This is a genomic window from Actinoplanes oryzae, assembly GCF_030757795.1.
GTDB lineage: Bacteria > Actinomycetota > Actinomycetes > Mycobacteriales > Micromonosporaceae > Actinoplanes.
The window spans coordinates 23,642-42,845 of the sequence record NZ_JAUQWH010000072.1; the positions used below are offsets into that span (position 1 = coordinate 23,642).

17 protein-coding genes are annotated in these 19,204 nt (G+C 69.9%); 3 read left to right on the forward strand and 14 right to left on the reverse strand.

Features of this window, described 5'->3' with window-relative positions:
• Positions 1–17 precede the first annotated feature (17 nt).
• Positions 18–740 carry a hypothetical protein gene (locus RBH18_RS22960; RefSeq protein WP_306211078.1) on the forward strand — a complete coding sequence of 241 codons (723 nt, stop codon included), beginning with the start codon at positions 18–20 and terminating at the stop codon, positions 738–740.
• Between the two features lie 84 nt (positions 741–824).
• Here the strand turns inward: RBH18_RS22960 and RBH18_RS22965 are convergent, their stop codons facing one another.
• The 14 genes from RBH18_RS22965 to RBH18_RS23030 all read right to left on the reverse strand — a co-directional run bounded on the left by RBH18_RS22965 (position 825) and on the right by RBH18_RS23030 (position 15,494).
• Positions 825–1,778: a bifunctional DNA primase/polymerase gene (locus RBH18_RS22965; protein WP_306211079.1), complete on the reverse strand. Its 954-nt coding sequence runs from the start codon at positions 1,776–1,778 to the stop codon at positions 825–827.
• The gene (locus RBH18_RS22970; protein WP_306211080.1) at positions 1,775–2,230 is read right to left on the reverse strand and encodes a hypothetical protein; all 456 of its coding nucleotides are present in this window, start codon (positions 2,228–2,230) and stop codon (positions 1,775–1,777) included. Before RBH18_RS22970 ends, RBH18_RS22965 begins: the two co-directional genes overlap by 4 nt.
• A 90-nt stretch (positions 2,231–2,320) precedes the next feature.
• On the reverse strand, positions 2,321–3,823 hold the full coding sequence (locus RBH18_RS22975; protein ID WP_306211081.1) for a DUF3560 domain-containing protein: 1,503 nt from the start codon (positions 3,821–3,823) through the stop codon (positions 2,321–2,323).
• Positions 3,824–3,952: 129 nt separating this feature from the next.
• Positions 3,953–4,711 (reverse strand): hypothetical protein, encoded by a 759-nt coding sequence (locus RBH18_RS22980; protein ID WP_306211082.1) that lies wholly within the window; start codon positions 4,709–4,711, stop codon positions 3,953–3,955.
• 4 nt (positions 4,712–4,715) lie between these two features.
• Positions 4,716–5,672 carry a hypothetical protein gene (locus tag RBH18_RS22985; RefSeq protein WP_306211083.1) on the reverse strand — a complete coding sequence of 319 codons (957 nt, stop codon included), beginning with the start codon at positions 5,670–5,672 and terminating at the stop codon, positions 4,716–4,718.
• Positions 5,669–6,115 carry a hypothetical protein gene (locus RBH18_RS22990; protein WP_306211084.1) on the reverse strand — a complete coding sequence of 149 codons (447 nt, stop codon included), beginning with the start codon at positions 6,113–6,115 and terminating at the stop codon, positions 5,669–5,671. Before RBH18_RS22990 ends, RBH18_RS22985 begins: the two co-directional genes overlap by 4 nt.
• Before the next feature lie 118 nt (positions 6,116–6,233).
• Positions 6,234–6,680 (reverse strand): hypothetical protein, encoded by a 447-nt coding sequence (locus RBH18_RS22995; RefSeq protein ID WP_306211085.1) that lies wholly within the window; start codon positions 6,678–6,680, stop codon positions 6,234–6,236.
• A complete protein-coding gene (locus tag RBH18_RS23000) occupies positions 6,677–8,206 on the reverse strand; it encodes a DNA cytosine methyltransferase (protein WP_306211086.1) in 1,530 nt (509 codons plus the stop codon). Before RBH18_RS23000 ends, RBH18_RS22995 begins: the two co-directional genes overlap by 4 nt.
• 174 nt (positions 8,207–8,380) lie before the next feature.
• The gene (locus RBH18_RS23005; RefSeq protein ID WP_306211087.1) at positions 8,381–10,027 is read right to left on the reverse strand and encodes a ParB/RepB/Spo0J family partition protein; all 1,647 of its coding nucleotides are present in this window, start codon (positions 10,025–10,027) and stop codon (positions 8,381–8,383) included.
• 433 nt (positions 10,028–10,460) lie between these two features.
• Positions 10,461–11,681, reverse strand: coding sequence for a methyltransferase (locus RBH18_RS23010; protein ID WP_306211088.1), 1,221 nt, complete (start codon positions 11,679–11,681; stop codon positions 10,461–10,463).
• A 137-nt stretch (positions 11,682–11,818) separates the two neighbouring features.
• Positions 11,819–12,220, reverse strand: coding sequence for a hypothetical protein (locus tag RBH18_RS23015; protein WP_306211089.1), 402 nt, complete (start codon positions 12,218–12,220; stop codon positions 11,819–11,821).
• The gene (locus tag RBH18_RS23020; RefSeq protein WP_306211090.1) at positions 12,217–13,200 is read right to left on the reverse strand and encodes a hypothetical protein; all 984 of its coding nucleotides are present in this window, start codon (positions 13,198–13,200) and stop codon (positions 12,217–12,219) included. The genes RBH18_RS23015 and RBH18_RS23020 overlap by 4 nt, the downstream gene beginning before the upstream one ends.
• Entirely contained in the window at positions 13,197–14,120 is a 924-nt protein-coding gene (locus RBH18_RS23025) for a DUF4192 domain-containing protein (protein WP_306211091.1), read from the reverse strand. The genes RBH18_RS23020 and RBH18_RS23025 overlap by 4 nt, the downstream gene beginning before the upstream one ends.
• A 594-nt stretch (positions 14,121–14,714) precedes the next feature.
• Positions 14,715–15,494 (reverse strand): GP88 family protein, encoded by a 780-nt coding sequence (locus RBH18_RS23030; protein WP_306211092.1) that lies wholly within the window; start codon positions 15,492–15,494, stop codon positions 14,715–14,717.
• Positions 15,495–16,604: 1,110 nt separating this feature from the next.
• Here RBH18_RS23030 and RBH18_RS23035 point away from each other — a divergent pair.
• Both RBH18_RS23035 and RBH18_RS23040 read left to right on the forward strand, forming a co-directional pair.
• Positions 16,605–17,255 carry a hypothetical protein gene (locus tag RBH18_RS23035; RefSeq protein WP_306211093.1) on the forward strand — a complete coding sequence of 217 codons (651 nt, stop codon included), beginning with the start codon at positions 16,605–16,607 and terminating at the stop codon, positions 17,253–17,255.
• Positions 17,252–19,204: hypothetical protein (locus RBH18_RS23040; RefSeq protein ID WP_306211094.1), on the forward strand; the 1,953-nt coding region annotated here is incomplete at its 3' end. The genes RBH18_RS23035 and RBH18_RS23040, both read left to right, overlap by 4 nt.

The window sequence follows — 19,204 nt, forward strand, 5'->3', positions numbered from 1 at the left end:
GGAGCCAGAAGACCAGCATGTTCGAACCCAACGGGGACCATCCGACCGCCGTCGCCAGCTATGACGACGAGGGCATCAGCGCCGCCATCGCCTGGTGCCGCAAGCATATGCAGGAGGGCGACACTCTCACCGTCTGGACGAGCCAGAAGTCCAATCTGCGCAACTGCCCCCAGCTGGAACAGCTCGTCAACCGCGATAGCAACGTCAGGCGCACCTCCGCACGCGGGGGCGCCCACGTTCACGGGCACGGCCCGGTACTCATGGCCTGGGCCGACATGGACGACATCAGCGAACTCGTTCATTCCGCCCGCCACCGGATCCGCGCGCTGTGCGTCATCACCTACAACGAAGACAAACTCCGACCCTGGGTGCTGGCAGCCCACCCCACTATTCTCGGCGACGGCTCGGCATGGGAAGACAGCACACCAGGGCTCGACCCTCTCGTCGTGGAAGCGCTGAAGGATATGACCAAGGGCGTCACCTACAACACCATCGCGGCACGAGGACACGAGAAGAACGTCGTTGTGGGCGCCTTGCTTGCCCTGCATGACGCCGGTGTCTCCCTGAACGGTGACGCGATGCAGGCCTGGGCACTCACCCACGGATGGTCCGGCAAGAATCCCCAGCACCTGCGTGACTACGTCAGCGCCATCAATAATGGCAAACGCCCCCGCATCGAGCACGTGCTTCGTCCGGACTACGTCGACCTTCTGCGGCAACGGGTGGCGGAACACGCGTAGCTCAACTCCAGCAGCTTGCCAGGCCACCCGTGCGGCCAGGCCAGAGAATATGAGAGTCCCTGGCCAGGCCGCCGGTGGCCCTCGTCAGCGACGCACCCGCTCGGCCGGGGGACGCGGATGTCGCAGCCCGGCCCTCCAACCAGAGGCGATCGTGCGCCGCGCCTGGGCGCCGGAGAGGCCGACGGCGCGGGCGACCTCAATCAGCTGCGGCCACACCGTCTGCTGGTCCAGGCTCCCAGCCTCGGCGAGCTGCCCGAGCCGGAAAGCCGCCCGCACCAAAGCGTCGTTACGGCCCCCGGCGCTGACCCGCTGACCGCCGGAATAGGCAGGCCGCGGTGCGGCGCGGATCCGGCTGATCTCTCCGGCCAACGCGGCGAGCCCATAACTGGCGAGGTCACCCATCTCCGGCGCCTCATGGACGGTCCGGCTGACCGGCTCCCGGCGTGGCCGAGCGACCAGCGGTCTAAGAGCCGGTGGCACGCCGGGCAGCGAACCGATGTAGGGCTGGGTGAACCGGTAGCGGCGTCCGGTGGCGTGTAGCGAGGGTGGGGCGACGACGAGGCCGCCGGTGCCGCGCCAGTCGACGCCGGGGATGATCCCGACCCGGTTGGACAGCCCGGTGCTGGCGTACCAGAGGTGCCAGCCGTGGCCGGTGCGGACGAGGGGTCCAGCGGGCCGGACGACGTCGAGCAGGTCGAGGAGCCGGCGCAGAGCGTCGGGGGTGTCGACGTCGCACACGTCGAGGCCGGTGCCGGTGGCCAGGCCGACGTTGGCGTGCGGCCACCTGGCCCACCAGGAGCAGATCGTGGCGGGGTCGGTGGAGGCGTTGTGCAGGCCGTGGCGCAGGTGCGGATGTTTTCCCGCCGAGCCGCACTCACGTCCGGCGGTGCAGGTGCAGCCGCCCCGGTACGGGGTGTGCAGGGGCATCACCGGGATTCCGGATGCGGCGTAGTGCAGCGCCGCCGCCCGCAGCGCCCTGCGCGCGGCCGGTCGGGCGCCTTCGTCGTGATCAGCCCCGGGTGGGGTGGGGCGGGTCATGCGGGCCGCCGCAGGCCGGCGACCGCGTCGAGGATGGCCTGCTGGTCCACGGCGGTGATCCAGCTGCGCGGGACCTTCGTCCAGACGCGGTGCTCGTCGCCGCCGAGCAGGGCGAGCCGGACAGTGTCGACGTTGTCGTTGAGGACGATGTAGAGGCCGTTGCCGCCTTTCCAGCGGGGCGAGGCGACGGTGACGGCTGCTCCGGGCGACAGCATCGGGTGGAACGGGACGGTGACCGCGTTCGCGGCGGGGGTAGTGCCGTCGGCGGGCGCGGGCAGCAGCAGTGACGGGTGGATGCGCAGGCCTCGGCCGCCGCCGAGCGGGCGGATCGCGATGTTGACGGGCAGGATCTTCTCGACGGTGAAGACGAGGCCGTGGTATTTGGCTGGGGTCTCTTCGGGGTTGCAGATCACTTTGTCGCCGACGGCGAACGAGGGGGTGGTGTCGGGCACAGCAGGTTCCTCTCCTGGAAACAAAAGATCGCCCGGCCGGCGAGATTGCCGAGCGGGCGATGCGGGGTGGCGACGGTCTGGAACTGAGGGTTATTGGCGAGCGGTGGGGTGGACGGCGAGCCAGCGGTCGGCGCGTATTTCTCGGTCGGTGCCGTCGGTGAAGGTGACGGTCACCCAGGTCCGGCCGTGCCGCTCGACGAGGTCGCCGATGTGGGCGACGGGGCCTTGGAAGTGGGGCCACAGCTCGCGGCCGTGCGGCCCGGTGTCCCACAGTCCGACAACGATGTCACCTGGTGTGAGCTGGGCGGGTTTGCGGTCGACGGGGTCGCCGTCGGGCATCGTCCACGCCGCTGCGTCGCGGTCCGGGATGAGGCTGGCGGCGATGGCGGGCACGGGTTCGCCGGCTTGTAGGCGGTCGTAGACGGCGAGGTAGGCGGCGGCGAGCCGGCGTCGGGTGTGCAGGGCGTGCGGGGTGTCGGCGGTGGGCCAGAACGCGGCGGTCTGCTGGTCGCCGGCGTTCAGGTCGAGGCCGTGCACGAGGCGGCGGGCGTTGTCGGCGTGCCGGGCCTTCTGCTGCTCGGCCGGGCTGCTGGCGGCATGTCCCGTGGCGTGGTGGGAAACGTGGTGCCAGCGGGCGACGGTGCGGGCGAGGTCGACCGGCCAGGGCTCACCGGCCGGGGTGTCGAGTTGCAGGCCGTCGCGGCGGCGGCCGTGGATCTTGTCGAAGGTCAGCTTCTGGGGCCAGTCGGTGTTGGCGAGGCTGACCGATTTGCGGTTGACGCGCGTGACCCGGTGCCAGCCGGATATCCCGCGCACCTGGTCTCCGGTCGTCAGGTTCTGCGGGCCCCAGGCGTGGAAGGTGCCGTCAGCCGCGTGCTGGGCGAGGATCTGCTGCTGGTGGGCGATGTTCTCGCGGAGCCGGTCGATCTCGCGGCGAATATGATGTTGAGGGGCGTCGCCGGTGTCTTCTACGCTCGGTGCGGCGTCGAGCTCGCGCTGGCGGGCGCGGAGCTCAGCGTTCAGCGTCTCGAGGCGGCGCATCACCACCCGCGGATCCTCCAGGCGGGCGGCGTGCGCGCGGACCGCGTCGGCGCGCCCGGCCCACGCGGTCGCCTCCCGGCTGGCGGTGAGGGCGGCGTCGAGGTTCGCGAACGCGCGTTCGCGGCGGGCGCGGTCACCGTGGTAGGAGTGGTGGCCCGGCAGCAGCGGCTGCCCGGCCGGGATGACGTCCAAGGTCTGCTCGGCGGCGTGCTGGCGGGCGTCACGGCGGGCGGCGGCGGTGTCGGCGTGCTGGTCGTAGCGCTCGGCGCGTTCACCGGCTCGGTGCGCGGCGGCGGCTTCGCGCTCGGCGGCGGGCCGCCACTGGTCGTCGATCTCGACCGACACCGCGAAGCCGTGCTCGCGTAGCGCTGCGGCGGCGGCGTTGATGCGTGCGACCGGAGCGTCGCGGTCGCGGGTCCCGCGCAGGTAGATGATCTGTGACTGTCGTGAGTAGCGGAATCCGTGCTGGGCGACGAGGGGCAGGACGCCGTCGCCGCGGCGGGATCCGGAGATGACGGTGCCGGTGGCGTGTGTGTGCGAGATGGTGATCACCGATGGCGCTCCTAACGCGACAAGAGATGCGAAGTGGCGATCCGGCGGCCCGGCCGGCGCCCGCTCCGGGTGGGCACGGGGCCGGAGGCTTCGGCGGTTCGCGGATCGAGCGGGGCCTGGCCGGGGATGTCAGGGCGTGCGGGGTGGGCAGCGGTGCTCGGCGTGCCAGGCGAGCAGCCCGGTGAGTCCGGCTCCCGGGGTGATCGGGGCGGTGGGCTGGTCACAGCGAGGGCAGGTGAGCCAGTCGCCGTCGTCGTCGCTGCTGATGTACACCCCGTCGAGAGCCTCAGCCCGGCTACAGGTCGGGGTCGGCAGGAGCCGCAGCGCCGACAGGTGCTGCAGTTCGGCGGCGAGCTGCTGCGCGGCGGCGAGCTCGCCACCGACCTCGGTCCACAGGGCGTGGGCGGGCCGGATCTGCTGGTGAACGCAGTCGGCCAGCCGCCGGCCGGCGCTGTGGCGGGCGGCAGCGGCATGCAGGCTGGGGATATCGAGGCGCCGGTAGTGGGCCGCGAGGTGGCGGCACACCTCACGCGCGTACCAGACGGCCTGCACCGCCAGCACCGATGAGACGGCGTCGCGGGGCGTCAGCTGTAGCCTCTCGGCCCAATTGTGGTCGGTCAGGTCGAGTTGGTCGGCGCCGCCGACAAGCGTGACGCCGTTGACGACGGGCAGATCATGGAGGCGGTCGGCGAGGAGATGCTGCCCGGCGCCGCAGCGGATGACGAGCCGGTCGGGAACCGCCTGGCCGGCGCGAAGGTGCGGGGTGAAGGTGATGGTGCCGTGCATGTGGACGCCGTCGAGCCGGTAGGTGACCGTGCCGTCGGCCGACACGGTCTGCGGGGCCTGGAGCTCGCCGTCGAAGAGGCGCAACGTCAGGGTGTCGGGCATCGGGTTAGTCCTTGCCGCTGGTGGTCGGGCGGCGGAACACAGCAATGCCGCGCCCGTCGACGGGCAGCCCGTAGCGGGCGTGCTGGCGCAGCTGGTCGGCGAAGGCGTCGAGGTCGAACAGCTCCAGCGGGATGCCGGCCTCGGTCAGGACGGTGGTCCAGCCACGGGCCTCGCGTTCGACGGCGGCGTAGGCCTTCCAGCGCGGGAACATGCCCGCGTAGGCGTCGGCGAAGGCGGCCGGCAACGCCTCGGCGGGCACGCGGGTGCTGCTGCCACCCTCCTGGTGTAGCCAATCTCCGACGAGCGTGACGGGCACATCCGCGCTGTCGGCGATGGCCTCCAGCGCGCAGAGCACCTCCAGGTCGACCTCGTCGACGTGGCGGCCGTAATGGCCGTAGCCGATCACCTCGATGATCAGCACGTCCTGGTCGGCGCCGGTCACCGTGCGCAGGTGCTCGCGGCTGGCGACGGGGTCGGCGTTGATCGCGGTCCAGGTGGCGACGGTCGGATCGGCGCGGTCGGCGACCAGGACCCGCGTGCTGCTCGCGCCGGCCGGGACCTCGAGGCCCATGCGGTCGGTCTCGGCGTCGGCGAGGGCGGCGAGCATGCGGATCGCGCGGCGGGTCAGCTGGGCGAAGGCGTCGGCCGCGAAGGTCTGCTGACGCTTCTGGTAGGCGCTCAGCGATCCGGCGGGCAGCACGACGTGGGCGGTACGGGTGACCCACGCGACCGGGGTGCCGTCGCACGACGCCACGTACACGATCCGGTCGGCGCCGAGCGTGATGCCGGGCTTCGGGTAGAGGCTGGCGTGCAGGATCGCGGCGGCCTCGTCGTCGAGCGTCCCGGCCGCGATCATGACGGCGTGGCCGCGAGCCACGCTCTGCCCGCGCAGACGCCCGGCGTTGATGTCGGCGAGCTGCCGGAACGCGGCAAACGTCTGCTGCCGGGTTGGCCGGGTCACGACCGCACCGCCGCGCTGCCCGCCCCGTCGGCGGTGCAGGTCGTGGTGTGGGCGGGTGGGCGGTCGCGGATGGCCGTCCAGACGCCGAGGGCGACCTGCCAGGCGTACTCGCCGAAGCGGGGCAGCTCGAAGTCGACGCGCTCGCCGCCGAGCCAGATCGCGTACGCGGGAAGACCGCGCGGGTCCTCGAAGGCGACCACCCGCACCCGGTGGCCGGCGGCGGTGAACTCGTACGACATCGCGTACGGGCACGCCCGCCGGTCGCTGGGGTTGCGTCTGTAGACGGGTGGGGTGATCTGCTCGTGCAGCAGCTGGCCGAGGAAGGTGGTGAGCTGGCGGCCGAAGGTGTGCGAGCCGTACTCGAGGTCGGCCGACACGGTATCGATCTGCACCGGTTCGGCGTCCGGCTCGATCGCCGGTGGCTCGTAGTCGATCAGGGACATGAACAAACTCCTCGTCGTGTTCGCGGGTAGCAGGACAAGCCGTGCGGATCCAGCAGCCCCCGGGCGGGGCGGGTCGCGCGGCGGATCGTCGCGGGCCTCAGTTGGCGAGATCGCGCGGCTATCGGCGGCGGACCGGCCCGTTGAGCTGCAGATCGTGAGGAACGGTGGTGCCGGTGGTGCAGGTCATCGCGTCGAGGACCGGCCGGCCGTTGACGGTGATCGCCACGCCGAGGTCGTCGCCGTCGTCGGTGGTGATGTCGATGCGCAGGTCGGCGAGCCCGCTGGTGGGCTGGTAGACCTGCACGGTGGTGCCGTCGTCGGTGGTGACCCGTGCGGTCATCAGGCCGTAGCGGTCGAGTTCCACCTCGGCCTCGAGGTCGGTGGTGGGGCGGGTGAGTAGGGGCCGTCCGCTGGCGGCGATGAGCTGCATCAGGACTTCGACGGTGTCGGCGCCCGACGGTTCGCTGCGCTCGTTGAGGAACGCGGTGAGCTCGTCCACGAGCACCGTGTCCGGATGCCGCACAGTGAAAATGGTGTCGCCGCGGGTGTGCTCGTCGGCGTTCATGCGGGACCGGCGGCGAGGGAGTAGTCGGCCTGCCGGAAAGTCGGTTCCTGGCCGGTGATGGTCTCGACCAGGGCTGCGATCAGATCGCGGGCGGCCGGGGGTGTGACGGCGTTGCCAGCTTGGCGGACCTTTTCGCGGCGGGTGCCCAGGATCGTGTAGGCGGGGGCGAACGCCATCCCGGTCTTGATCTCGTGGGGCTCCAGCATCCGGAACAGGCAGTCCATCACATCCAGTACCGGGGCCTCCGGATCGAGCAGGCCGTACCGGTCGACGGTCGACAGGGCGCCGAGCGGCTGGGCGACGGGTCGTGCTTTGCCGGTGCTGTAGTACGGCACGAGCAGCTGGGGCCAGGACAGCAGCGCGTGGTGGTTGCCGGCCGCGGTGACCGTGGGCAGCGGATCCGTGTGCGCGGGGCGGGCCACGCCGTGGTTACGCATCGGCACCACCAGGGCGTCCTGGTGGCGGCCGGTCTGCGCCCGCAACGGCCGGTCGACGGGCCGCACGTGCGCGACGGTGGCCCGGCCTTCCAAGGCGACGACCAGCGGCGTGGGCAGGTCGGGGATGGCGAGGGCGTCGGTTTCGCGGGTGGTCCGGGCGGGCATCGGCGCGTCGATCGGCGTCGCGCTGGTGCGCCAGGTGCCTCCGGCGGGCACCATCATCGGCCGCGCGTACTTTTCGAGGCCTTGTTCGATGCGGGTCATCGTCTTGCCCGCGAGTGGTTTCTTGCGGTCGCCGATGCGGGTGCCGGTCAGGGCCCAGTCGATGGCCGCGGCGGCGGGCAAGACGTTCGGGTAGACGCGGTTGCCGCGGCACGCCGTGGCGGGGCAGCGCCACACGTACTGGGCGCCGTAGCGGCCCCACTGCTGGTTCGGGTTCTTCCACGCCTGGATCGGCGTCTGCGTGCGCCCGCAGCGTTCGCACCGCGCCTTCGGGCGGGTCCAGCGCCGCAGATCCGGGCACCGGCCCAACGTTTTCAAGTGGCCGAGGGTGTACCAGCGGTCGCGGGACTGGCAGGCACCGTCGCCGCCGGCCTGGGCGAACATCGAGTTCATGTACACGGTGTGCAGGCAGTAGCCGTACCCGGTCAGCGCGGTGCGCCACGCGCTGTAGGGGATCCATTTGACGACCTCGACGACGTTCTCCACGACGAACGCCTTGTACGGCCGTGCCGCGAGCCACTTCGCTTCGACGAACCGCACGACGTCCCACATCGTCGCCCGCGAGCGTTCGGCCGCGTCATCCGGGAGGATCTCGCCGAACAGGTCGGGGATCTTGTCGGCCTCGCGCACACCTTTGGCCTGGGAGTGGTTGGTGCACTCCGGCGAGGCCCAGAGCAGGTCGGTGGCCGGGTAGCGGCGCGGGTCGATCTGGGAGATGTCGGCGCAGTCGTGGGCGGCATGCGGCAGGTTGTGCTCGTGGGTGGCGATCGCCTTATCCCAGTGGTTCGCGGCGATCACCGTGCGGACGCCGTCGACGAGCTCGGCGCCGGACGCGGACCCGCCGGCGCCGCAGAACAGATCAGTCAACGTGACAGACACAAGAGGTCTCCAGAAACGAAAAAAGGGCGGGAGAACCGCACCCCGCGAACGGGTGCAGATCTCCCGCCCTGGCGGAAGACAAGAAAGAGAAGAAGTAAGAGGGAGGCGAGCGCGTGGAGGACGGCCCGAACCCTCGCGGGTTGCCGCGGTGGGGTGGGCTGATCAGGCCGCCAGCGACTCGGGACCCTCGGCGGCGGTCGGCAAGGCCACGACCTCGGCCAGCTCCTCGCCCTGGCCGCCGTCCTCGTCGACGAGCTCGTCAGCAGCGAAGTCCTCCGGCGTGCTCTCGCCGTCCTCCGGGGCCTCGGGGTCGTCGAGGTCTTCGGTGGCGGGGTCGGCTTCGACGACCGGGTCGGGGGTGACGTCGCGGCGCAGCGCCGTTTCGGCGTCGGACAGCGCGTAGCCGTCGGCGACCAGCAGGTCGAGCCACAGCGCGGCGGCATCGTCGTCGAGGTAGCCGCTCCAGCCGTCGTTGGCCTGGCGCAGGTTGCGCTCGTGCCGCACGATCCACTTCGCCACCAGGCAGCGGCGCAGCAGATCCTCCTTCGCCACGGCGAGGGCGTCCCCGTCGACGCCGCCGAGCGCGGGGTAGAGGTCGTCGACGTCGTTGAAGTAGCCCCCGGTGCCGGCGACGGCGTCGCGCAGCGCGTACGGGAACAGCTTGCGGATCATCTTCGTGGCGGTGTAGGTCTGCCGATAGAACTCCGCGCGCACCCCGGAAGCGATTGTCAGCGCCTCCAGGCGCGCCGCCTTCTCGGCCTCGGCCTGCTCCCGGGCGGCCTTCTCCTCGTCCGACAGCGCCGAGCGGTGCCCGTACGGCTGGCGTTTGGTGTAGCCGTACTCGCCCGGGTCGACGCAGTAGACGACCGCCCGCGCAGTGTCGAGGTTCTTGTCGATGAACGCGGCGAACCCGGGCGCGGTGCGCACCTGCTCGACATCCAGGGGCTCACCAGCGGCATCTTCGAGCTGGCGGGCGTCGACGGCCGGGCAATCGGGGTAACCGAACCCCTTCGGCTTCCCCGTGATCTTCACCCCCGCCAGGACCAGCTCGGCCTTGACACGTTCCTTGGCCGCCGCATAGGTCTGCTTCGAGCGTTCGGTGGCCACCGCGTGCCGAAACCCCCACCCCGGGGCGGCCTTCAAGATCCGGTTCATGGCGGCAGGCTGGTCGGAAAACTCGGCCATACGGGCGGCGTCGTCCAAGGTCAGCGCCCCGGCATCGGCGGCGGTGCGGGCGGCCTCCGGTAGCGCCCGCAACGACAGGGACTGCTTGATCTTCGCGGTGCTGGTGTTGCGGGCCTTCGCGATCTTCTCCGCCGACCAGTCGAGCAGGGTGAGCTGGTAGAAACCCTCGGCCTCCTCGGTCGCGGTCAGCCCGACCCGGTCACCGTTCTCGGCCAGCTGCGCGATGATGCCCGCAGCGGCGCCCTCGTCCGGCGCGACGATGCACGGCACCAGCGGGAACTCCAGCGCGAGAGCGGCGGCCTTCCGCCGGTGCCCGATCATGATCATCAGCTGGTCGGGGTGCTCGGTGACCGGCACCACGACCAGGGGACAGAGGATCCCGACGACGGCCATCGACGCCTTGAGGTCCTCGACATCGGCGATGCTCGTGCGCAGGTTGCGCGGGTTGTCGATCAACTGGGCGGGGTCGACGTAGTCGAAGCGCAGCGCGCTCTGCGTGGCGAACAACGGCCCCACGGTGGAGCCGGGCAGGCCGGCGAAACCCTCGGCGGTCTCGTCGAGCTCGCCGTGGCGGGGACGATCGCTGTCATCGGCGGCGGTAGCGGGCAGCACGGTCGTGGTCATAAACGGATCCGTCCTTCACACAAAGAAGATCGAGCCGCCCGGCGGCGCGGTGGCCGCCGGGCGGTGCTGGCCCGATCCGTCCCGGGACGGCCGGTCGGCGCAGACCCGCACGAACCCCGGCCCCGTCCTGCTGCTGCCCTTTCCGATACCGGTGCGAGCGGGGCCCGGGGTTGTGCCGGGGCCAGTCGCGGCCGTCCAGGATCGAGGGCCAGCCACCCCGCGAGCGGCCCGCGCCCCGCGCGGCATCCCACCGCCCTCCCGCTGCTCGTTCCGCCCAGCCGCTACCACCTCGGTCGGCGGTGTCGGGGATCTGATCGGCGCACGTCCCGACTGGTGGTGGCCGCATACAGTACTGCGCGAGACGATCGCCGACCTTGGCCCGCTAATCTCGCCTCCAGCCGAAGCCTCGTGGATCGAGGGAGCCTCGTGGTGGCTAGGCGGCCGGGGCCACGGCGGGGATGATCACGGGCTCGCTCCAGTGGGTCCGGGCCATGGCCCACCCGGCTCGGTAGCGCTCGGCGTCGTTCGCGCAGCCGCTGCAGAGCCCGACCTCGGGGCCGGTGAGGTCGTAGCCGGTGGGATCCAGGCTGAACCCGGCGGTGAAGTCGCTGAGTGCGCCGCGGGGGTCGTTGTCCCCGTCGTCGAAGGCCCAGAGCAGCCAGCCGCAGACGATGCACCGGCCGCGGTAGCGCAGCACCCGGTCACGGCGCCGCCAGGCGTCGAACCACACCTGGACCGGCATGGTGACCGCGGCCTGGCCGGTGAGCTGCGGCTCGTCCACACGTTGGGGCACCGCGAGCCGGGGCGGGGCGAACAGGGCGTCGTTGCCGGTGGGCGTGACGGGTTTGGTGAGGGTGACCAGGCGGGTGGCGAAGGTCGTGCCCGAGGGCTTGTAGGCCTCGAACGGCATCGGCTGGTGACGGCCATGGTGCTCGACGAACGCCCGGGTATCCGTGTAGCGGGGTCCGGTGGCGATGCTGGCCGGTACGACGCACACGAGGCGGGCACCGGGCGCGAGCAGATGCCAGGCCAGGCGCAGGTGCTCGACCCAGATGCTCTTGTCATGCGGGACGGCGAACGGCGGGTTCATCACGATCGCCGCATAACGCAGGCCGGTGGCGGTGGTGCGGGCGGCGAAGGCCTCGAAGGTTTCGGCATGAACGGTGATCGCCGGGTCGAGGGCTGCGCAGACGCTGGCGCGGGACGGGTGCGGTTCGACCGCGGCCACATCGAGATGGGGGTTGGCGCGCAGCATCGCGGCGACCAGGGAGCCGATGCCGGCGGAGGGCTCGAGGACCGCGGAGCCGGCGGGGAGCTCGGCGAGGTCGCTGTTCGGGTAGGCGCACAGGTCGTCGGCGAGGTCGTCGGGGGTGCGGACCCAGCCTTCGGCGGCGCGGGGGTGCAGCGGGACGACGCCCTTGGCAAGGGTGGCGGTGATGAGGGTGTGGGGGTCGGATCCGTCGGGGAACAGGGTGGCCCGCTGGGTGGGTGACCAGATGCCGCCGAGGGTGGCCAGGACGGAGGCGACCTGGCGGTAGTCCTCGGGCGGGAGTTGTTGGGTGAGGTGCACGCGGGTGCCGTCGATGCGGGCACCGGTCAGGGCTTCCCGGACGACGGCGGGCAGCGGTGGCTGGGTCAGCGAGCGTGAACGCATGAAGGGCTCCGGAAACACGAAAAGGGCCGCCCCGGACCGGTGCCGCCGCTGGGGAGGACAAGCGGGGCACCGAGCCGGAGACGGCCCTGGAAGCGGAAAGGGTGGTGTCGCGCGTTAGGCGCGGCCGTGCGGATTTGTTAGAGGTGAATCACGGTGGGGGTGCCGCTGACGTGGTCGAGGACCTCGGCGAGCAAGTGCGCGCGGCTGTGCTTGCTGTACCAGGACGAGGTCCGGTAGCCGTCTCGGATCGTGTAGACCACGCACCCGTCGGGCTCCGGATTGATGACGTGCAGGCAGGACTCGTAGTCCGGGCCGCCACCGATCACGAGGATCGGTTTGAGATCCATGAGCACCAGCGCCTCAGCTGTCCTGGCAGCCAGCGCTTCGCGCGCGTCGGTCGGGGTGGCGGCTTCGGCGGTGAGCAGCGGCTGGAGGTCGCTGTCGTAGAGGCCGGCCTGCCAGCGCACGGGCCGCCGCCGGGTTTGCGTGAGCCGGACCGGCAGGGTGATCTCGGCGAGTTTCAGCAGGATCCGGCTCACCGCACGGCCTCCATCCGCCGCTGTTCGCGTGCCTGACGGCGGCCTTCGGCGATCAACCGGGCCGCGTAGGCGGAGGTCAGCCGGCCCAGGGACCAGCGCACGGTGCGGGTATCGTGCTCCGGCCACGCTCCAGTGCCATGTACGACCTGCCACCACAGCTGCTCGCGGGTCTCGTCGTCGAGGTCATCCCACACCGTGCTCGCGTGGTCGCCGAGGGAGCGGTGGATGTCGGCGGAGATCCACTGCTGCCAGGAGTCGAGGACCTCCTGGCGTTCCAGCTCGACGAGGTCGTCTTCGTCAAAGACCAGATACTCGCTGACGAGCCGACACAGCACGCCCACCACCTCGGGCGACAGGTCCGCGACGAAGGCGCCAAGCACGGTCACGTTACTGAATGCCATGTCGGTGAACACGTCGGGAAACACCCGGTGCAGGCTGCGCATGTTGCTGCGCTGCACCGTGCTGGACTGCCCCGCTCGGCATTCGCCGCGGGCGATGTCGGAGAGCATCACGTACACGTGCCGATGAACTTCGTCGGCGTGTTCGCGCCAGCCCAACGGCCGCACGAAGCCCTGTTCGGCGGCCTCGCCGTGGTCGGCGTACCCGACGGTGAACCGCGCCGCCCGCAGCTGCTCGATCACGGGGGCGCTGAACGGACGCAGGCGGTCAACCAGCCAGTCCTCGCCGACGGGGAGCATGACGAGGTAGGCGGCGCAGACCAGCTCCGCGGCCTCCATCACCTCGGCGTCGAGGTCCGCGCCGACCACGATCAACTCTCCGCGCACACGGCGACGGCTGGCCCGCGCCGCCGCGGGTACCTGGTCGACGCCGAGCAGCACCAGCTCCGCGGACTCCCACCGCTCGCCGGCGTCGGCGATAGCGTTCTGGACGTGCAGGAAGACACCGGCGCGATGCGCGGCCTCGGCGAGCCGAGCCCGGAGCTCGGGGTCCGTGGTGATCGCCAGCCCGACGTCGCTCATCGAGGGTCTCCCGCCGTAGCCACGCCACCATCCGGCGCGAGGTGGGGAAACAGCTGTTGCGGGCGTAGCCCGTGCCGCAGGGCGTGGTCGAGCAGCTGGGCGATCAGGTAGCCGGGATCGTCGGCCAGGGCGCGGTCGACGGCGGCGCTGGCGAGGGTGTGTTCCCCTCGCTGCCACGCGCACCAGGCTGCGAGGCTTGCCGGGGCCGCGATGTGCCCGGCGGGGGCGCGGCGGGTCAGATCGAGCCAGAGGTCGCGCTGCCACATCAGGTCCCCGGTCGCCTCCCACGCCAGATCACGCACCGTCCGGTGACGCAACAGGCGCAGCAGCTGGGCCGCCTGCTCGTCCGGCAGCCGCTGCCCGTCGGCGGCCACCTCCAGCCCGTACGCCAGCACCGGCCCCGGCTCGTCGGCCCCGGCACTCGGCTGCGCGAGCACGGCGCTCAGGCGGATCTGCTCGAGCGGATCCGCAGCGGTGAGAGCGATCAGCTGGTCGCGGGAGCCCAAGGCGACCCGGCCGGCCAGCGTCGCCCGCGCGGCCACTGCGGTCGCTGCCGGATCGAACACCACCCCGCTCGCGTCCCCGCAAGGGCACCGCAGGCAGAAGAAGCGACCCTCGGTAACCAACAGCACCTCGACAACCGGCGCATGCGCGGCGAGCCCATCCGCGACCACCGTCACCTGCGCGCCAGCGTCCCGAGGGCCGTAGCCGATCAGCAGCACCGCCCCGGCCGGCTGCTGCGCGCTCACCCGCGACCACTCATGGACCGCCACCGCCGCAGGCGCCGTGAGGTCCAGCCGGCTCACGCACGCCACGTCCTGTACGGCGTCCAGGAAGATCGCGACCACACTCTCCTTCGGGTGATACCCCAGCAGGTAGGGCACCAGGCCCAGCACCTCCGCACGTGAACGCACCGCCACGTCCCACTTCTTCTCCGACACCGGACAACTCCTCGCTGACGAACCGACCACGGACGTCAGCACCGCCACCCGGGATGCGAGACGAAGCCGCCCACGCGACATGTGCTCGCCCGGACCAGATCGCGGGAACACCCTGCGACCGGCCGTGCTGACCCCGTCGCCCGACCGGCCCCGATGCCCGCCGCCAGGCAAGGGCCCGGCGCGCCCCGCCTGCACGAGCACGCCACCTGGGCGCGTTTACGACGACGCAGGCTGGGGCGAGAAAGCGCCGGGCCCTTGCCGGGCCAGGGCCGGGACGGTAGGAGGCGCAGGTCAGGCAGCACGGCCAGACGGTGGTCCCGGACCTGGGCCTGGGCCTGGGTCAGCGCACGCCTGCTGCAATCAGCAGAGCTGGGGCCAGGGACCCGACCGTCAATCGCGCGATTCGCGTCTGAGCACACTCGGGCGGTGCCTACGTCGCAGCCACGCCGACCTCGATGCCACTGGCACAGAGGTGAGCGGCGATCTGAAGGCACGCTTCCACCGGCCGAAGGTCGACGTGTGATCCGGATCGGGCAGCGACATCCTCAGCTGCCAGAGCCTGTACGGCCTCCGTCATTGGCCGCTCGCGGGTTGTCGTCGACGCCTGGAGAACAGGGCGTTGGTTTCTGCCTGCCAGGTGCGAAACGTCCGGTCGCCTTGCCGTTTAAGGAAATGCGGGATGTTGTTGGCCGCCATACCGACAGGTGACGGCCCGTCGACGGCCAGCAAGTCGCTTGCGGACTGGTCGTGATACCGGGCGGCAACGATGTCAGCGGCGGTCGGGAAGACGTCGGCGACGCGATCACGGGCAGGGTTGAGCCGGATGTCCTGGATGCCGCCGTAGCTGTAGACCCATTTGAAGTTGCGTAGCGCTCTGGGCTCGACGAGCCGGCGGAAACGATTCACTTCCTTGGTGTAGGTGTAGAATCTGCTGCTGGAGCAATGGGTCATGACCGTCAGCCACGCGGTGAGGTAGGCGTCGGCGAAGAAGTCGCCACCGTCGTGAATACGCACGATGGTGCCCACTCGTTTGCGGTTGATCTCGGCGATCATCTGGGCGGTCCAGCCGACGAGGTCGTCGAGGACGTAAGCAAGGTTGCGTTCGTGGCGGGCCAAGACGTTGGAGAACCGGTAGGCACCGGCGCGGGCGTAGCAGACCTTGGCGCAAATCCCGGCGCTGGGACAGGTGTTGTAGGTACGGCCGTCAGGCAGGCGCCCGGCCCAGGCTGGCAGGGTCCAGTTGTAGATGCGATCTCGACGCAGCCTGCTGTTTTGCGTCAGCAGCTGCCGTGGCCGGACGTGCAGCAGTTCGATCGCCGCGGGATGGTGATGATGGGACAGGGCTGCGGGCATGACGCATCCGTTTCGTCGGAGATATAGAGGTCGCCCTCGGCGGGCCGCAGCATCGAGCGGCACACAGACGGACAAAGCGCCGCCCGTGCCGGGGACGGCCACGAAATCACCGGCCGGGCCGCAGGCCGGGGTCAAGCCAGACCGGCGAGCCCCGTCACAGCGGGGCGGGGCTGAGCGAAGCGGACCCGGGCTAAGCGAAGCGAGCCGGGGCAGGCCGGCCCCGGACGGGGCCGCAGCCGTGCGGCTTGACGACGGCGCGGATCGCCGGGACCGTGGCGGACGTCCCCGGCGCAAGCGCGGAGGTAGGCCGATCGCTCGAAGAAGTGAGGGGGTTCAATGCGGTTGCTTCTGTCGAGTGACTGCCGACTGCTGCCAAACCCATGCGCCAACGCCTGATGGCACCGGCTACGAGGTCCTCAACTTCGACTGGGACGGCACCCTCGTTGATTCCCGCGAAGTGTGCTTCATCGGGCTGAGCCGAGCGCTTGCAGATGCTGGCGTGCCGCCGGTCCCGCTTTGGTATTGGCCTCGGCAAGCGATCACTTCGCCGGAGATGGCTGTTGCTGCGGGAGAGGAGATCGGCCTACTGCCTATACCTATTTACAATATTATCATTCAATATCAGGCACATGCCATCACATCTATGGCAAGTGTCGCAATTCTAGACGAGTACGTAGATCCCGATGCCTGGCGGCTGCGCCCTCCCGCTCCGAGACTTCACGGGCGCATCGCCCGATGCCTGGTCGGCCATACTTCATTCACGTACTTACGCGCTATGCGATCGGCCGCACGTTTTGCCAAGGCTGTGGGTCCACCCGCTCGGGAGAGGATGCCTTACCCAGCGCTAACTCGGACCCGTCGCAGGCCACGCGAATAGAGCCGTCGATACCGGGAGTTTCAACGACTGGCAACGCCTCCGCCTTGGCGGAACGACACGCCTCTTCGGCGGTCGCATTCGAGACGAAAGACGATCGATCCGATCGCGTCTCTTGATGTCCACTTGGGTCGTTGGATCGGCGGGCGACGACTCTCGTATGACGAAGGGGTGCGGTAGTAGCCATGACGCAACCGAGCGCCGGCGAATCTGGGGGCCGACCAGAGGCGACGGTGATGCAACACGCCGTCCGGCTGCTGGCCATCCTGAACGAGTGCGGGGAGCCGACGAAGGAGAGCGACCCCTCGGAAGGCATCGCCGTCATCCGAGCGGAACTTCGTCTGCAGGCCCTAGACTTCTGGCTGCGCAACCCGGACTACCTGGCTGGCGAGTTGCTCACGAAGGTGGAGAACGGCGATCTGCCGGACCGCTATCTGGACGTTGTCGAGGAGTTGCTCAACAGCCCGGAACCCGACCTTCGCTGGTACCCGATGCCCCGCTGGCGCCACGGCGCCTACGAGGCGATCGATGACGCGTTCTCCATCCTCAGCGCCTACGGGCTGGCGCTGGTACGGCGTATGGGCGGGGTGCAGAAGACCGCACGTAGCCAGTTCTTCCTGACCGCCGCCGGTCGCGCCGCAGTGGACGACCTCGCACAGGAGAAGGTGCTTTCCTGGTACCCCGAGCAGGTGAAACTCGTCGCCCTTGCCGCGGGTGGCGACAACGGGAGCACCCTCAAGAAGCGTCAGTACCAGCAGGCAGAGTATGCGCGCACGAAGCTCGGGGTGAACATCGCCCCCATTCATTCGACTGTACGTGAGCGTCTCGAAACCATCAGGGCCACGGTCGGCCCCACACCGGCCGCCGGAGCAGGAGGACAGGCATGAGCAAGCTCGGCGACGCGGTCGCACAAGAACTCGCGCGTCGGGGCACGCCAATTGACCAGAGCCGGGTCGAGAAGATCCTGCTCGATGCCGACGTCTCCTCGACGGCGTCCCGCGGTGTCCCGGCTCGGCTGCGGGTGCGGCGAGTAAAGGTAACCGGGGAGAAGGTGTACTCGGAGGCGCCGGCAGCCGAGGAGCCGGACGCGGAGATGCCAGACGCGGAGGCTCTGGACGCCGCGATGCAGAGAGCGCCCATCAGCTTGGACTGGACGCCCGGAGATGGCGTCAACGGTGTTGGTAGTGAGCGCAATCTCCGCGGAAAGTCATCGGTGCTGCACTTCGCGATGTGGGCGCTGACCGGTCGTACCCATTTGCAGGAGGACGTCCTGTCGTGGGTTGACCATGTCTTCGTGGAGTTTCACGTCGACGGGGTGCCGTTGTTCGTCGAGTTCGACGTTCAAGACGGAGCGCCGACGGGAACGGTGACGCAGAGGATCTCAGCGGCTCAAGCGGTGCTGGGGTCCTTCTCGGGGCACGCCGAGTTCGAGTCGTTGATGGGGTCGGTGATGCTTGATCGCTTGCGCCTCGACGTCATCTCGGTCTTCTCCAAGGGCGTCGAGACGGAACATGCGTGGCCGTCGTATGCAGCGGCGCTGACGGTGCGGGCTGACAAGCTCGATCCGATCGTGGGTAACGAGAACACGCTGAAGACCAGGATTCTGCAGATGTTTGTCGGCACGCGCTGGGCTGCCGTGGATGCGCAGGTCACGACCGCGTTGAACGCGACGCAGTTCGAGCGGGAAAGAACTGCGGAGAAGCGTCGCACGGCGGCCTCGGTGACGACAGCGGCCTTGGCCCAAGCAGAGGCCCGGCTCCGGACGGCGACGGCTTCACTGAACGCGTTCGATCCGTCTGAGCCGGATGTGGATGCGGTCTTCTCGCTTGTAGCTGCGGCGGCTACGCGGGGGCGGGAGGCACACGAGCTCTCGATGCGGCTGATGGTGGCCCGCACAGCGTTGACGGACGTACAGGCGCAGCTGCGCGCTGAGCAGATACGCCTGCACGCGGCCGAGGAGGACGCGGTAGCTCGCCGCTTGTTCAACGGAATGGCTCCGAAGGCCTGCCCGCGGTGTTCGGCGGCGGTGTCGGCAGCGCGGTACGCGGCCGAGGTGACCGATCACGAGTGCTCCATGTGCAGGACCGAACTCGAGCTCAACGAACTACGCGAAGACGGCGCGCCCGTACCAGCGTCGTCCGGCGGGGTGGTCACGGCACTCGACGACGGCGAGGGTGAGGTCGTTGATCCGGTGGATGCCCTTGACGCTGCCATCGCCGAGGCCGAGCAGGACATCAGCCGCCTGGAGGAGCAAGTTCGGGCCGCCGACCGTTCCCGGGTGGAGGCCGAGGCAGCAGCGCAGCGCAGCCGAGGCAGCCTGGAGTCCGCACGGGCGCGGCTTCAGTCCGAGCTTGAGGTGGCTCGCGCTGAGAGCGCCTTGGAGACATTACGGCAGGCGACGCGTCCAGAACCGCCGTCGCCGGTGGACGACGAAAAGCATCTCGTCCTCTCAGCTGCCTCTAAGCTGACGAAGAACTGGGTAAAAGAAGATCAGGATCCGTTGCTGGAGTCCGTGTCGGTCGCGATCGCCCGCCTCGCGCGACAGTTCGGGTCCACGAACCTTACGTCCGTGACCCTCAAAGGCAATGGCAATATGGAGATCAAGAAAGGCGGGAAAGACGCTGTCGGGTACAGCGGGCTGGTCAACGGGGAAAAGCTACGCATTAAGATCGCGGCGGCCATCGCACTGATTGAGATCGGGCACACCGACGGAGTCGGCCGCCATCCCGGCCTACTGTTCATTGACTCACCGGCGGCGGAGGAAATCCCGGAGGACGACCTGCGGACAATGCTCAAGGCCATGTCCACCGTCGCGCAGAAGGTCGACTTGCAAATC